We start from the raw sequence: 13,847 nt of genomic DNA, 5'->3' as shown, positions 1-13,847 counted from the left end.
AGTAAGGAACACAATTGGTACTATTCTGCCTACTTACGAACAAATAGGAGGTGTAGCACCTTGGTAGCTATTACCTGTCTGGTTGTTCAAGGTATATCTTATTTGGGTGAAATAGTAGGGACAGACCTTTATTTAACTGAAATGCTTCACAGGTAAGATTAATTTTTAGCACCTCCTGCCACACCTTATCCCAGCCTTTGGTATGAGTAATATCAGAGAAAATTTTTTGCTGTACACAATTTGAAGAACTAGCTTTTACATAGCCATGCATAATTTTACTCGGCACTATTTTATCCTTGCTTCCCGAAATATGCAATTGCGGAATATTATTGATTTTTATGGCATAATCTATGGGATTTAACGACTTCTTTAATGCATATATTCCATGATGTTTACTGAAATTCTCAATATCAAGATTACCCGCTACAGTTATTATATCCTTAATATGCTTATTTCTTGCTGCCACCAAGATAGCAACTCCACCACCACCAGAAAAACCAACCAAACTAGCTGGTTTACCATTATTTATATTGTTTATTACTATATTTGTTGATTCTATCACCTCTTCAGCCATTCTTTTGTCTGTCCAATAAGCTTGATTACAGTTGGGATTAAGCTCCACTGGTGTATATTGGCATGGACGAGCTATATAAACTATATTAGGTCTAGTATCAAGGGTAGCAAGCTTAAATAACATAACCTTAGAAGGAGTTGGATTGTCTGCAATGGCATAGTGTCCTATACTAATACTCCCATCACCTTCAATATAAAACACATAAGGACTATCTTTATCTGAAACACGTTGGTAAGTTGTAATGACAAAATCCCCCGCCTTAACAAGTTTCTTCTCGAACTTGTTTATTGAGGCTACCTTTTCTGCCTCCTCAACCCTTGTTTCTATAGATGAAACACAAGAAGAAAGCAGAAAAAGGATAAAAAATAGAGCGATTCTAGAAAGGTATTTCATCATCTAGATCACTATGGTCAAAATTAGTAACAATATTTTTTGGTGAAACAGAATCTAGTGCTTGAGTACCACCCCCTTTAGAATCCAACAATATAAATTGTGAGTTAAAATTCTGTAGCACTATTTCTGTCGTATATTTTTCATGACCAAGATTATCTACCCACTTTCTAGTTTGCAAATTACCTTCCAAGTAAACTTTAGTTCCTTTTTTGGCATAATTTTTTACAACAGATACCAACCCCTCATTAAATATTACTACTCTATGCCATTCAGTTTTTTCTTTCTTCTCCCCAGTAGCCCGATCTTTCCACGTCTCAGAAGTAGCAACACTGAAACTTGCTATCTCTTTACCATCAGCCGTGTGCCTGATTTCTGGATCACGCCCTAAATTACCTATTAATATTGCTTTATTTAAACTACCAGCCACAAATCATTACCTAATTTATTTAAAAATTTATTATTGCAATAGTAATCCAAAACCACCTATAATGCTACAAGTTTTTTTAAAATTTCTTGAAAGTTCCTTAAAAATTTATAATAAATTATTATGCAAGAATATATTAAAGTTCGTGGTGCTAAGGAGCATAATTTAAAAAATGTAAATGTTGATATTCCCAGAAATAAGTTTGTTGTCATTACAGGGCTTAGTGGTTCTGGTAAATCTTCACTAGCTTTTGATACTATTTATGCTGAAGGACAACGCAGATATGTTGAAAGTCTATCTTCCTATGCTAGGCAGTTCTTGCATCTTCAGGATAAGCCTGATGTTGAGTCAGTCTCCGGGTTGTCGCCGGCAATAGCTATTGATCAAAAAACTACATCTAAAAATCCACGTTCTACAGTGGGTACTATAACTGAGATTTATGATTATTTGAGATTACTATATGCAAGGGTAGGAGTGCCATATTCTCCAGCAACAGGTCTACCTATAAAGAATCAGACTATATCGGAGATGATAGATGCTATTCATGATCTTCCTAAGGGAAGTAAATTATACATTTTAGCCCCTATTATAAGAGGGCAGAAAGGTGAGTTCAGACGTGAAATCCTTGATCTTAGAAAACAGGGTTTTGGCAGATTGGTAATTAACAATGAAATTTATGAGATTGATAATCTGCCAAAATTTGATAAAAATAAAAAACATAATATTGAAGTGGTTGTTGATAGGATTTCTCTAGAAGGGGATTTAGGCAATAGGTTAGCAGATAGTTTAGAAGCGGCTCTTAAACTAGCAGATGGCATAGTATATGTTGAAATTGTTGACTTGCCAAACGGAGTAGAGACTGACATTACTAAAGGTTCGAAAATCATTTTCTCAGAAAAATATTCTTGTCCAGTTTCTGGTTTTCAGATTACGGAGATAGAACCAAGGATATTTTCCTTTAATAGTCCATTTGGTGCTTGTCCTAAATGTGAGGGGCTTGGCAAAGAATTATTTCTTGATAAAGAATTAATTATTCCAGATGGCAGAATTAGTATTAAAGATGGGGCTATAGCTCCTTGGGGTAAAATATCCTCCAAGTTCTTTTTAGAAACATTAAAAGCCTTAGCAACTCATTATAACTTTTCATTAGACACTCCTTTTGTAGAACTACCAAAGGATATCCAGCAAGTATTGCTCCATGGTTCGGGTGAGGAAATTATAAATTTCCAATATCATGATGGTTCTAAATCTCAAACTATCCTGCAGCCTTTTGCCGGAATAATACCTAGCTTACAAGAAAAGGAGCGTAAGGCTGATTCTTCTTTAGTAAAGGAAGAATTATTAAAATACAAAGCAGAACATAAATGTACATCTTGTACAGGTTATAGACTAAAAACGGAGTCTCTTTGCGTTAAAATTGCTGACATGCATATTGGGCAAGTATCTGCTATGAGTATTTTGCAACTACAACAATGGTTTAATCAATTAAATAAACAGCTCAATAAAAGACAAATGGCTATTGCCGAACGTATATTAAAGGAAATTAAAGAAAGATTACAATTTCTTATGAATGTTGGTCTTGAATATCTTGCTTTATCTAGAGAGTCAGGCACTTTATCTGGTGGAGAAAGCCAACGTATTCGCTTGGCATCACAAATTGGTTCGGGACTCAGTGGGGTGTTATATGTACTTGATGAGCCGTCAATTGGTTTACATCAGCGTGATAATGCACGATTAATAGAAACTCTTAAAAATCTTCGAGACCTTGGTAATACAGTGCTGGTTGTTGAGCATGATGAAGAAACAATGTATGAAGCGGATCACATTATTGATGTCGGGCCAGGTGCCGGTATTCATGGTGGACATATAGTAGCCCAAGGAACGATTGAAGAGATTAAACAATGTGCAGATAGTATAACTGGTAGTTATTTAAGTGGTAAACAATTTATTAAAGTACCAACCAATACCCGAGTATCATCTTCCGGTAAGGTAATAGCCTTAACTGGAGCTGTGTCTAATAATTTACGAGATGTTAATATTATAATCCCTCTGAGTAGTTTTGCAGCAATAACCGGAGTGTCCGGTAGCGGAAAATCAAGTTTAATAATTCACACTTTATATAAAGCAGCTTTAAAGTTTTTAGAACCATCCTCAAAAATCTTCCCAGGAGAGTACAAATCAATTACCGGTCTTGAATATATTGATAAGGTTATTGATATCAACCAATCACCAATAGGTCGCACACCAAGGTCAAACCCAGCAACTTATACAGGGGCATTTACCCATATTAGAGATTGGTTTGCTGAGCTACCAGCTGCAAAAACACGAGGTTATAAAGTTGGTAGGTTTTCATTCAATGTTAAAGGTGGAAGGTGTGAATCATGTCAAGGCGATGGTCTGATTAAAATAGAAATGCATTTTTTACCTGATATCTATGTAAAATGTGATGTTTGTAATGGAGACAGATATAACAGAGAGACTCTTGAAATTAAATATAAGGATAAATCTATATCTGACGTTCTTAGAATGACAGTTGATGATGCAATGAGTTTCTTTGAGAAAGTACCACTAATTTATGAAAAACTTGTTACTTTAAATGAAGTAGGACTTGGTTATATAAAGATTGGACAATCTGCTACTACTTTGTCTGGGGGTGAAGCCCAAAGGGTCAAATTAGCTAAAGAATTATCAAAACGCTCAACTGGTAAAACTTTATACATACTTGATGAACCAACAACAGGTTTACACATAGATGATATTAATAAATTGCTTAAAGTATTGCATAAATTAGTTGATATGGGTAATACTGTGGTAGTTATTGAGCATAATCTAGATGTTATCAAAACAGCAGATTACGTTATAGATGTTGGGCCTGAGGGAGGAGATAAAGGTGGTAGTATAGTAGCTATTGGAACTCCAAAGGATATTGCTCGTTGTAGTGAAAGCCACACTGGAAGATATTTAAAAAATTATCTATAATTATACTTAGTGGGCAGAAATTTTGGTATATACTAACCTCAATTGGATAAAAAATAGTCATCCTGAATTTATTTCAGGATCTTGTTGAATGTATATAGATCCTGAAACAAGTTCAGGATGACCTCTAACTGAACAAGTTCAGGATGACCTGTTTACCTCAATTAAATAAAAAATGATATAATAAGTATAGGGTTATTATGAAAAAGGCAGTAGCTTTAGTGAGTGGTGGGGCAGACTCAGCTACAGTACTGGCAATGGTGGAAAAGATGAATTACGAAATTCATGCCATGAGCTTTAACTATTCACAACGTAATAATGTTGAGCTAGAGAAGGTTAAGCAGCTAGTTAAAAACTATAACATCAAACAGCATAAAATTGTAAATATCGATTTACGTAACTTTGGTGGATCGGCTCTCACTGAAAATGGTATAGAAGTTCCTAAATATAAAGATTATGGTGAGTTACAAGATAATATACCGATTACTTACGTGCCAGCACGTAATACCATATTTTTAAGTTATGCTTTAGGATTTAGTGAAATAATAGGAGCATTTGATATTTTTATGGGAATACACGCAACTGATTCTGCTAATTATCCAGATTGTCGCTTAGAATATTTAGCAGCTTTTAACAATCTGGCGAATCTTGCAACTGCTGCAGGAGTATCGGGCAAACAAATTACCATTCACGCCCCCTTAATAAATATGTCAAAAGGACAGATTATCAAGGCTGGTCTAGAACTAGGGGTAGATTATTCCAAAACGATTTCTTGTTATGATCCATCAGATGATGGGCTATCTTGTGGAACATGCCTTTCGTGCTTAATCAGACTTAAAGCTTTTGAAGAAAATAATGTAACCGACCCTATTAATTATATAAATTATCACAAATATGCTTAACCAATCTATATATCATCAATTCCCTGTATTAGACCTAGGTGATATAGTGCTTAGAGAATTAACTAATGATGATTCAGAGGACTATTTTGCCTATATGAGTAAGCCAGAAATGCTACCATTCCTGACAGACCAAAATTGTCCATCGGATATTGCACAAGCTACTGATGAGGTAAGATATTGGTCCAGCTTATTTCGTAACCATCGGGGATTTTACTGGGCTATTTCCCTCAAAGATACTAATAAACTTATAGGGACAGCTGGGTTTAATAGCGTCTCGGCAATGCACCTCAAAGCGGAAATAAGCTACGATCTAGATCCTGCATTTTGGGGTAAAGGCATTATGCTAAAATCTATTAAAGCTATCTTAAAATTTATAGAATATGCTGGAATTGTGAGAACTCAAGCAACTGTCATAACTGACAATATTCGCTCAATTAATGTTTTAGAACGGTGTAATTTTGTTAAAGAGGGGGTACTCAAGAAATATGAGATTGTACAAGGAGTACATAGAGACTATTATATTTACGCTAGAGTGCTATAGGTTCTTTATAGCTAACAGGGCGATTTAAAAGTCGCAATTAATGGTAGAAAAATTTGTTTTAGAAAATGCATAAATGTCATTGCGAGAAGTCGCAAAGCGACGACGTGGCAATCCAGAAGTTGCAGCGACAAAAAATAAAACTAGCCAGCTGTTTATTTGGATCGCCACGCCACTTTGTGGTTCGCGATGACAACTATTTATCTCTGTAACTTAGTGTTTTTTATCATTAGTTGTAATTTTTAAATTGCCCTGCAAATGCCCCTGTTGTAAACATCTTGACAACTAATCGCCTTAAATATACAATCCTGCTCACATTAGGGGTGCTAGACACTTATATCTTTAAATTATGATATAAGTAATTGTAAGAGGGTGACTTGATAGACACTGGACTGAAATAGTCGTAAACAGAATAAGTACCCTCTTACAAAGTTTGCTTTGAACAAATTGCAGAAGGTGCTGGAAACAGCAGCCTTGCACAATAAGATGAAGGAGATTATATCATGAGTAAAATAATAGGTCTAGATGTAAGTAAAAAATGGTTAGATATATGTTTATATGAGTCTAACAATAAACCGATATATAATCGTTTTTCCAACGATAAGTTAGGGCATGAAGAACTGATAAAATTAACAAAAGAACAAGAAATTAAGCTAATAGTATGTGAACCTACTGGAGGTTATGAAGCGGATATTTGCCAAAAATTGTATAATAATAAACAACAGGTACATAAAGTCAATACATATAGCTTTAATTCATTTAGTAAATCGGTGAATTTGTGTAAAACTGATAAGAAGGACGCATTTAAATTAGCATATTATGGCGATAAGATGCAGCTTTCAGCTAATTATTTATATCAAGTTGAATCCGATACTTTGAAGAGATATCAGCAAAGGCGAGAAGATTTAGTATTAATGCTTAGCAATGAAAAGAAGAGGCTACATCATAGTATTGATGGTATTGATAAAAAGAGTATAGAAAAGCTCATTAAATTTTTACAGAATGAAATAGCTGAGCTTGATAAAAAATTAAGTGAAGTAATAGATGAGTCAGAAGAGTTGAAAGAGAAGGTAAAAATATTAGAGAGTGTGCCTGGTATTGGTAAATGCGTAGCTAAAAAACTAATTAGTTTTTTACCTGAATTAGGGAATAAAAATTATAGTAGTAATGAATTGTCAGCAATTGTAGGGATAGCTCCTTATGCCCGTGATAGTGGTAATAAGCAAGGACGAAGATTTATTAGAGGTGGCAGAAAAATACCACGATATGCTTTATATATGGCGGTATTGGCTGGTAAAAACGGTGTCAAAAATGGTTTTCAATATTTGAAAGCTTTATATGATAGGCTTGTTAACAATTTTAAACCTAAAAAGGTTGCTATAGTTGCATGCATGCGTAAACTACTTGAAGTATGCCATAAACTTATTCAACAAAAACGTTGTTTTGTTATTTAGATAAATATTTTTATTTTTTTGAAAATTTAGATAAAAGATAATTGCTGTTAACAAAGCTTATTTGATTGATGAATTAATGGATTTTTTAGCGAAAATTAATAAGATTTTTGCCGGAATAGTATAGCTATTTCAAAAAAATCTTATAATTTGCAGCAAAAAAGACTTTATTTACCAATTAAATAAGCTTTGTTAACAGTGTCTAGATGTTTAGTCCCAGGGTGTAATGTTGTATATTATAAAGAATTACCATCAAGAGAGGAATTATGGGACAAATATTACACGGCTGTGCCAAAACGACAGAGGCAATACGTTTCGCAATCCAAAATAGTCAAGAGAGCTTAAAGACTTTAGCAAGAAAATATTCTATTAATCCTAAAACAGTTGCTAAGTGGAAGAAACGAACTACATTACAAGATACTTGTATGGGTCCCAAAGAACCATCTTCTACAGTATTAACTTCTGAAGAAGAAGCTATGTGTATAGCATTTCGTAAACACACTTTATTATCTTTAGATGATTGCTTATATGCTTTACAAGTCAGTATTCCCAAGCTTACTAGATCTTCTTTACATAGACTTCTTCAACGCCATAATGTTAGTAGGTTACCGGAAGTAAAAGGAAATAACAAAACCAAGAAGAAGTTTAAACTTTATCCAATTGGTTATTTCCATATAGATATTGCTGAAGTCAAAACAGAAGAAGGTAAACTCTATCTATTTGTTGCTATTGATCGCACTTCAAAGTTTGTGTATGTAGAACTTTTACCAAGATGTACCAAGACAGAAACAGCACAATTTCTTCGTAATTTAATTAAAGCTATACCTTATAAAATTCATACTATTTTGACAGATAATGGTATTCAATTTACTAACAGAACAGTAGATAAGCATGCTTGGATGCATATTTTTGATCGTATTTGCTATGAATACAATATTGAACACAGGCTAACAAAAGTTAATCATCCATGGACTAATGGACAGGTAGAACGTATGAATCGTACTATTAAAGAGGCAACTGTTAAACGTTTTTATTATGACAATCATCAGCAACTTAAACAACATTTATATGATTTTATCAATGCCTACAATTTCGCAAAAAGACTTAAAGCTCTTAAAGGTTTAACTCCTTATGAATTTATCATAAAAACATGGACATCTGATCCAAATAAATTTATTATTAACCCTAACCACCACATCCTGGGACTAAACATCTAGACACTTATATCATAATTTAAAGATATAAGTGTCTAAAGCTGAGAGTACGTAAGTACAACCCTTTGAACCTGATATTGTTAATACAAACGGAGGGAAATGTGTACAATATTGAAGAATTTTTTGGCTATATCGCCTTAATTACGTCTCTGATAGGTCTATTGCCGCAGGTATATAAAGCATATATAACAAAATCCACACATGATATATCTATGCTGATGCTAATAAATTACCTTATTTGCTCAGTTGCATGGATTGCTCATGGCTATTACCAAGGTTCAATATTTGTCGTTCTTAGCAATATTGCTGGGTTGGTGATAAGCATGATATCTATTATTCAAAAATGTTACTATGATGCAAGGTAGATATAGAGCTTTTTATGAGCATATAGATATCAGTCTATACCATTCTATATTAGCTTTAAATGGTGAATTGCCTGATAAGTCATTTTTTGACATTGGCTTGCCTATTATAGCTGCTGATGGAGCAATAAATTCTTTGTATGAGATTGGTATAGTACCAAAAGTTGTGATTGGTGATCTAGATTCTGCAAAAGTTGATTTATTGTACAGTACTAAAGTAATTCGTGTATCAGATCAAAATAGCTGTGATTTTGAAAAGTCTCTAGAATATCTTAAAAGCAAGAATCTGTTACCGACTATAATTGTAGGAATAAGTGGGGGATATATTGATCATATATTAAATAATATGAGTATTTTTCTTAAGAATGGCAGCATTTTTTATGCCACGTCTATTGTAGGGTACGTAATTAAAGCTGGTGAGACTAGGGTTTTTACATTGTCTGTAGATACAAAAATCTCATTACTTGGATTTCCATCGGCACAAATTTCTACTAAAGGCTTGAAGTGGGAATTAGAGTGTTATCAGATGTCATTTCCGGGTACTAATTCTTCTTTTAATAGAACTGTTTGCCAAACTGTTTCTATAGAGGTACATAGTGGTCTATCATTGGTAATGATTTATTTAGAAAGAATGAAGGATCACGGAAGTGGTATTAAACTAACCAGTTAATATTATAGGAGTCTATCGGAGCAGATTAGCTATATTATTTATTACTCCTAACTATAATTACTAATTGCCTAGCAATTGCTGTTAAGATATTATCTTTGATAATAAAAAAACTTGCTAGATGATAAAAACATTGTTCAATTTTCCTATTATTAGAATTTATCTAATATTTCAGTTTATTACCCGCATCATATTAAGCTCATACGCTTTATGGCAACAACAAATAACCATCTCTGATCTAGCATCAATTTTTGTTATTGGCATCTTCAATGATCTAATATCTCTTTGTTATTTTTTACCAGTAATTTTGTTGCTAATTATTGGCTTTTACAAATTATTGGCTCGGTATAAATTTTTATATTTAAGTTGTTGCTTTGTTGGTTATTTCTGTACCGTTGCTCTATTAACATTTATTACAATTGCCGAGATTACTTTTTGGGATGAATTCGGTGTTAGATTCAATTTTATTGCGGTAGATTATTTAATTTATACCCATGAAATTATTGGTACTGTAAAGGAATCTATGCCCTATAGAGAAATATTACTAGCTATTATAATTGTTGCACTGTTGATTAGTTTTTTCTTGAGAAAATATATAATTAATCAAGCTAATATAGCTAACCTGACTAACATTACCTCCAATTTACAAGCGTCATTGCGAGGAGATACTTTAGTAGCGACGAAGCAATCCAAGAAAGTGATTATATCTGGATTGCTTCGTCGGCTTATGCCTTCTCGCAATGACGTTAGTTTGCCATATGGCAAGAAATGTTTTCTTTATGCACTAACGCTATTTTTGTTTAGCCTAGTTGCTTTTAATTTTTATAACCCAAATAAAATCGATGTAAGTTCTAATAAATATGCCATTGAGCTTGCTAGAAACGGTTATTATCAGTTTTTCTCTGCCTATTTTAATAATAGCTTGGATTATAATAATTTTTATCCAGTAATTGATAAAAACCAAGCTTTAAATATCGTTCGCAGCAATTTATCACAAGATGAATCAATATACTCGAATGATAGTACTATAGAGCGCAATATCAGAGCGAATCCTTCTATAGCTAACCCAACTAACATTACTCTCAATTCGCAAACGTCACAAGTGACTAAAAATGGATTGCTTCGTCAGCTCACGCCTCCTCGCAATGACAACAATTTGCTATGGACAAATACTAATCAGGTTAGCCATAATAGTAAGAAATATAATGTTATTTTTATTACCGTCGAGAGTCTGAGTAGCGAATTTATGGGTAAATTTGGCAATCAACAAAATATTACGCCAAATTTAGATAGATTAGCTGAGCAAAGCATATTTTTTACCAATCTATATGCAGTAGGAACTAGGACAGTAAGAGGTTTAGAGGCTATTACTTTATCAGTGCCGCCAACTCCTGGTTCTTCCATTATCCGTCGTCCTGATAATCAGTCACTATTTAATATAGCTACTATTTTTAAGAATCAAGGCTATGCTATTAACTTCCTATTCGGTGGCTATAGCTACTTTGATAATTTGCAAAATTATTTTCATGGTAATGGCTATAATATAGTTGATCAAGGCAATCTAAAATCCCACGAAATAAGTTTTTCTAACATTTGGGGAGTAGCTGATGAGGATATACTAATAAAATCACTGGAGTTAGCTGATCAAAATTATAAGCAAGGCAAAGCCTTTTTCTCATTAATTATGACTGTCTCTAACCATCGTCCTTATACTTTCACCGAAGGTAGAATTGATCTGCCACCTGGTAGTGGACGTAGTGCAGCTGTTAAATACACTGACTATGCTATTGGTAAGTTTCTTGCATTAGCTAAAACTCACCCTTGGTTTGATAATACTATCTTTGTTATTACGGCTGATCATTGTGCATCAAGTGCTGGTAAAACTGATTTACCGGTTAATAAATATCACATACCTCTATTAATATATGCTCCCAATATATTAAAACCACAGATAGTTGATAATTTAGCCAGTCAAATTGATATTGCGCCTACTATTTTGGGATTATTAAATTTTTCGTATAATAGTAAGTTTTTTGGTCAAGATATATTAAACATGCCAGCAAACAGAGCTTTTATCAGCACTTATCAATTGCTTGGCTTCATGAAGGATAATCACTTAGTTGTCTTACGACCACAGGAGCAAGCAAAAACTTATAAATTAATTGCTGAAGATAAAATAGAGGTTGAGAATATTCCTAGTTTAGTGGAAGAAGCTATTAGTTTTTATCAGGTAGCTTATGATTTATATATTCGCGGTGAGATGAGAGAATAGATTGCTTGATTTGCATCTAATAATAGAATATCTTAGCAGTAAATCTGCTATTATATGCAATGATCCTGAGAAATTATAAATTAATTTTTAATCTTTTCACAAGCGTTCTAGAACAAGAATATCACCATCTTAGCCTTTGGTATTTTGTTAGTTTCATTTGCGGTATTGGTACTTATTTTACTTTAAGTAGCGAACCTTCCTTTATATCTATACTGGTCATTTTCGTAATTTCCTTATCGCTACTAATTTTCAAAAATAACATATTCGGGCTATTTATTGCGGGGATAATTATCGCTTTTTCGTGTGGTATGATAGTTGGCAAATATCGTGTGTCAAATTTACATATTGCTACTATTAAAAAACCAGTAATTTCTAGAATAAGCGGCATCGTGGAATCTATGAAACCGACTACTCATGGTATGCAAGTTGTATTATATCAGGTGAAAATTCAAAAGCTTGAGCAAATTTTGCAAAAAGTCAGGATAAGTATGCCGGCAAAATATGCTCAAGAAGTTAATATTAACGATAATATTAGCCTAGTGGCGAGGCTTTATAAACCGCAAACTTTTATGCATATTTAGCGGATATTAATGCTACTGGCTATGCACTGTCCCCCCCTCAAATTATAGCACATAGCGATCTCTACACTAATAGTTTTGTCTATAAAATTAAAAAAAATATTTACAACCGCCTGCTCCAAATACTTGGTCCTATTAAAGGCAATTTCGCCGCAGCAATATTACTCGGTGAAAGCAAAGCCATCGATCGAAAATTAATGAAGGAAATGAGACAGAGCGGTATATCTCATATACTTTGCGTTTCCGGTCTACATTTATCATTGGTAGCAATGCTGTTTTTCATATCCACCAGATTCTTATTAAACCTATCAAATTATATTGCTTATAATTATGATATAAAATCAATAGCAGCAATTTGTTCTTTAATCGGGAGTTATGGTTATTTGCAACTAAGTGGCATGCAAATTGCTGCCACCAGAGCCTTCATTATGACAGCAATCTTTATTTATGCAATTATGATAGGACGCAAGCCTTACCCTCTAAGATCATTAGCGATTGCAGCATTTATAATATTATCAATGAATCCGGAATATATATTTCATCCAAGCTTCCAATTATCTTTTGTTGCAGTATTGTCACTAACTGCTGGCTATGAATTTTATATAAAAAATCAATGGATATTAGGAGAAAGCAAAGGAATCTTTTCTGCAATAAAATTTTATATTGCCTCTAATATTTATTCAAGCTTCCTTGCCGCTATAGTCACGGCTCCTGTTGTAATAAACCAATTTTATACATTTCCTACCTACTCTATTCCGATGAACCTTATTGCTATACCGATAATGTCTTTTTTCTTGATGCCATTATCTATTATCTCCGTATTTCTAATGATCTTTGGTATAGACCAATATTGCCTAAAATTAATAGGCTTTTTCATTAACATAATTATTGAAGCAGTGAAATTTACTAACACGTTACCATTATCAGTATGGTATTTTGGTTATATAAGCAAAATTAGCTTAATTACTTTCTTATTTGGCTTTTTATGGATTTGTTTATGGAGAACAAAATGGCATTTTCTTGGTTTGCTTGTAATTATTATATCAGTAATTTTAATGCTGAATTCTCCTAAACCTAACGTCATATTTGATATAAATTTAAATGCTGTTGGTATCAAAAATAACAAGGATGAACTTGAAATTTATGTTTACTCAAAGCAGAAGAGTATCAATGAGATGCCAGAGTTTAAGCGTTTATATTGGGCTAACTGGTTTGGTCAAAAAGATGCTAAAATATTTCCCCTAGAAAAAAATATTTTTACTTCCAATGGTTACACAATTTTGATAAATTACAACCAATTTGCTTCGAATGAAATATGTGAAAATGTCGATATATATATTAATGCATCCAGTGAGAACCAATGTAAAGGCAACAAAATTACTATTACTAGAGAATTTTTAAAAGAATTTGAAGTAATAATGATATTTTGTAATCAACATCAATGTACTATTAAAACCAATAATAACAAAAGATTTAGTTTTTAGTAAATTTTCTAC

At 33.1% G+C, this 13,847-nt stretch carries 12 protein-coding genes and 1 riboswitch; of the genes, 10 read left to right on the top strand and 2 right to left on the bottom strand.

Translation table 11 applies throughout. From position 1 onward, the window contains the following. Positions 1–70: 70 nt before the first annotated feature. Together AAGD39_RS00550 and ssb are read right to left on the bottom strand one after the other, a co-directional pair. A complete protein-coding gene (locus AAGD39_RS00550) occupies positions 71–967 on the bottom strand; it encodes an alpha/beta hydrolase (RefSeq protein ID WP_375359846.1) in 897 nt (298 codons plus the stop codon). Further along, the gene (gene ssb, locus AAGD39_RS00545) at positions 951–1,394 is read right to left on the bottom strand and encodes a single-stranded DNA-binding protein (protein ID WP_341756719.1); all 444 of its coding nucleotides are present in this window, start codon (positions 1,392–1,394) and stop codon (positions 951–953) included. The genes AAGD39_RS00550 and ssb overlap by 17 nt, the downstream gene beginning before the upstream one ends. Before the next feature lie 117 nt (positions 1,395–1,511). Between ssb and uvrA the strand changes: the two genes are divergently transcribed. The 10 genes from uvrA to AAGD39_RS00495 all read left to right on the top strand — a co-directional run bounded on the left by uvrA (position 1,512) and on the right by AAGD39_RS00495 (position 13,835). Then, positions 1,512–4,370 carry an excinuclease ABC subunit UvrA gene (uvrA, locus tag AAGD39_RS00540; protein WP_341757189.1) on the top strand — a complete coding sequence of 953 codons (2,859 nt, stop codon included), beginning with the start codon at positions 1,512–1,514 and terminating at the stop codon, positions 4,368–4,370. A gap of 197 nt (positions 4,371–4,567) precedes the next feature. After that, positions 4,568–5,269 carry a 7-cyano-7-deazaguanine synthase QueC gene (queC, locus tag AAGD39_RS00535; protein ID WP_341756718.1) on the top strand — a complete coding sequence of 234 codons (702 nt, stop codon included), beginning with the start codon at positions 4,568–4,570 and terminating at the stop codon, positions 5,267–5,269. Further along, on the top strand, positions 5,262–5,810 hold the full coding sequence (locus AAGD39_RS00530) for a GNAT family N-acetyltransferase (protein WP_341756717.1): 549 nt from the start codon (positions 5,262–5,264) through the stop codon (positions 5,808–5,810). The genes queC and AAGD39_RS00530 overlap by 8 nt, the downstream gene beginning before the upstream one ends. A gap of 500 nt (positions 5,811–6,310) precedes the next feature. After that, on the top strand, positions 6,311–7,261 hold the full coding sequence (locus tag AAGD39_RS00525) for a transposase (protein WP_341756716.1): 951 nt from the start codon (positions 6,311–6,313) through the stop codon (positions 7,259–7,261). A gap of 263 nt (positions 7,262–7,524) precedes the next feature. Further along, complete coding sequence (locus AAGD39_RS00520; RefSeq protein WP_341756715.1) at positions 7,525–8,475, top strand: IS481 family transposase; 951 nt, start codon at positions 7,525–7,527, stop codon at positions 8,473–8,475. A 17-nt stretch (positions 8,476–8,492) separates the two neighbouring features. Continuing rightward, positions 8,493–8,587, top strand: a riboswitch (TPP riboswitch). Next, entirely contained in the window at positions 8,574–8,837 is a 264-nt protein-coding gene (locus AAGD39_RS00515; RefSeq protein WP_341756714.1) for a SemiSWEET family sugar transporter, read from the top strand. Its footprint overlaps the riboswitch before it by 14 nt. Beyond that, complete coding sequence (locus AAGD39_RS00510; RefSeq protein WP_341756713.1) at positions 8,824–9,504, top strand: thiamine diphosphokinase; 681 nt, start codon at positions 8,824–8,826, stop codon at positions 9,502–9,504. Before AAGD39_RS00515 ends, AAGD39_RS00510 begins: the two co-directional genes overlap by 14 nt. A 118-nt stretch (positions 9,505–9,622) precedes the next feature. Continuing rightward, complete coding sequence (locus tag AAGD39_RS00505) at positions 9,623–11,773, top strand: LTA synthase family protein (protein ID WP_341756712.1); 2,151 nt, start codon at positions 9,623–9,625, stop codon at positions 11,771–11,773. Positions 11,774–12,102: 329 nt separating this feature from the next. Beyond that, complete coding sequence (locus AAGD39_RS00500) at positions 12,103–12,354, top strand: hypothetical protein (protein WP_341756711.1); 252 nt, start codon at positions 12,103–12,105, stop codon at positions 12,352–12,354. A gap of 203 nt (positions 12,355–12,557) precedes the next feature. Then, positions 12,558–13,835 carry a ComEC/Rec2 family competence protein gene (locus tag AAGD39_RS00495; RefSeq protein ID WP_341756710.1) on the top strand — a complete coding sequence of 426 codons (1,278 nt, stop codon included), beginning with the start codon at positions 12,558–12,560 and terminating at the stop codon, positions 13,833–13,835. The last annotated feature ends 12 nt before the right edge of the window (positions 13,836–13,847 follow it).

This window comes from Candidatus Tisiphia endosymbiont of Nemotelus nigrinus (genome assembly GCF_964026475.1).
Lineage (GTDB): Bacteria > Pseudomonadota > Alphaproteobacteria > Rickettsiales > Rickettsiaceae > Tisiphia.
Note: the sequence above shows the minus strand (reverse complement) of the source record. Positions and strands in the feature narration are given on the sequence as shown.

Bases quoted from the DNA above. Each gene is read 5' to 3' on its own strand.
- AAGD39_RS00505 (WP_341756712.1), top strand. From the start codon at position 9,623: ATGATAAAAACATTGTTCAATTTTCCTATTATTAGAATTTATCTAATA.
- AAGD39_RS00530 (WP_341756717.1), top strand. From the start codon at position 5,262: ATGCTTAACCAATCTATATATCATCAATTCCCTGTATTAGACCTAGGT.
- AAGD39_RS00525 (WP_341756716.1), top strand. From the start codon at position 6,311: ATGAGTAAAATAATAGGTCTAGATGTAAGTAAAAAATGGTTAGATATA.
- AAGD39_RS00550 (WP_375359846.1), bottom strand. From the start codon at position 967: ATGAAATACCTTTCTAGAATCGCTCTATTTTTTATCCTTTTTCTGCTT.
- queC (WP_341756718.1), top strand. From the start codon at position 4,568: ATGAAAAAGGCAGTAGCTTTAGTGAGTGGTGGGGCAGACTCAGCTACA.
- AAGD39_RS00510 (WP_341756713.1), top strand. From the start codon at position 8,824: ATGATGCAAGGTAGATATAGAGCTTTTTATGAGCATATAGATATCAGT.
- AAGD39_RS00520 (WP_341756715.1), top strand. From the start codon at position 7,525: ATGGGACAAATATTACACGGCTGTGCCAAAACGACAGAGGCAATACGT.
- AAGD39_RS00495 (WP_341756710.1), top strand. From the start codon at position 12,558: ATGAGACAGAGCGGTATATCTCATATACTTTGCGTTTCCGGTCTACAT.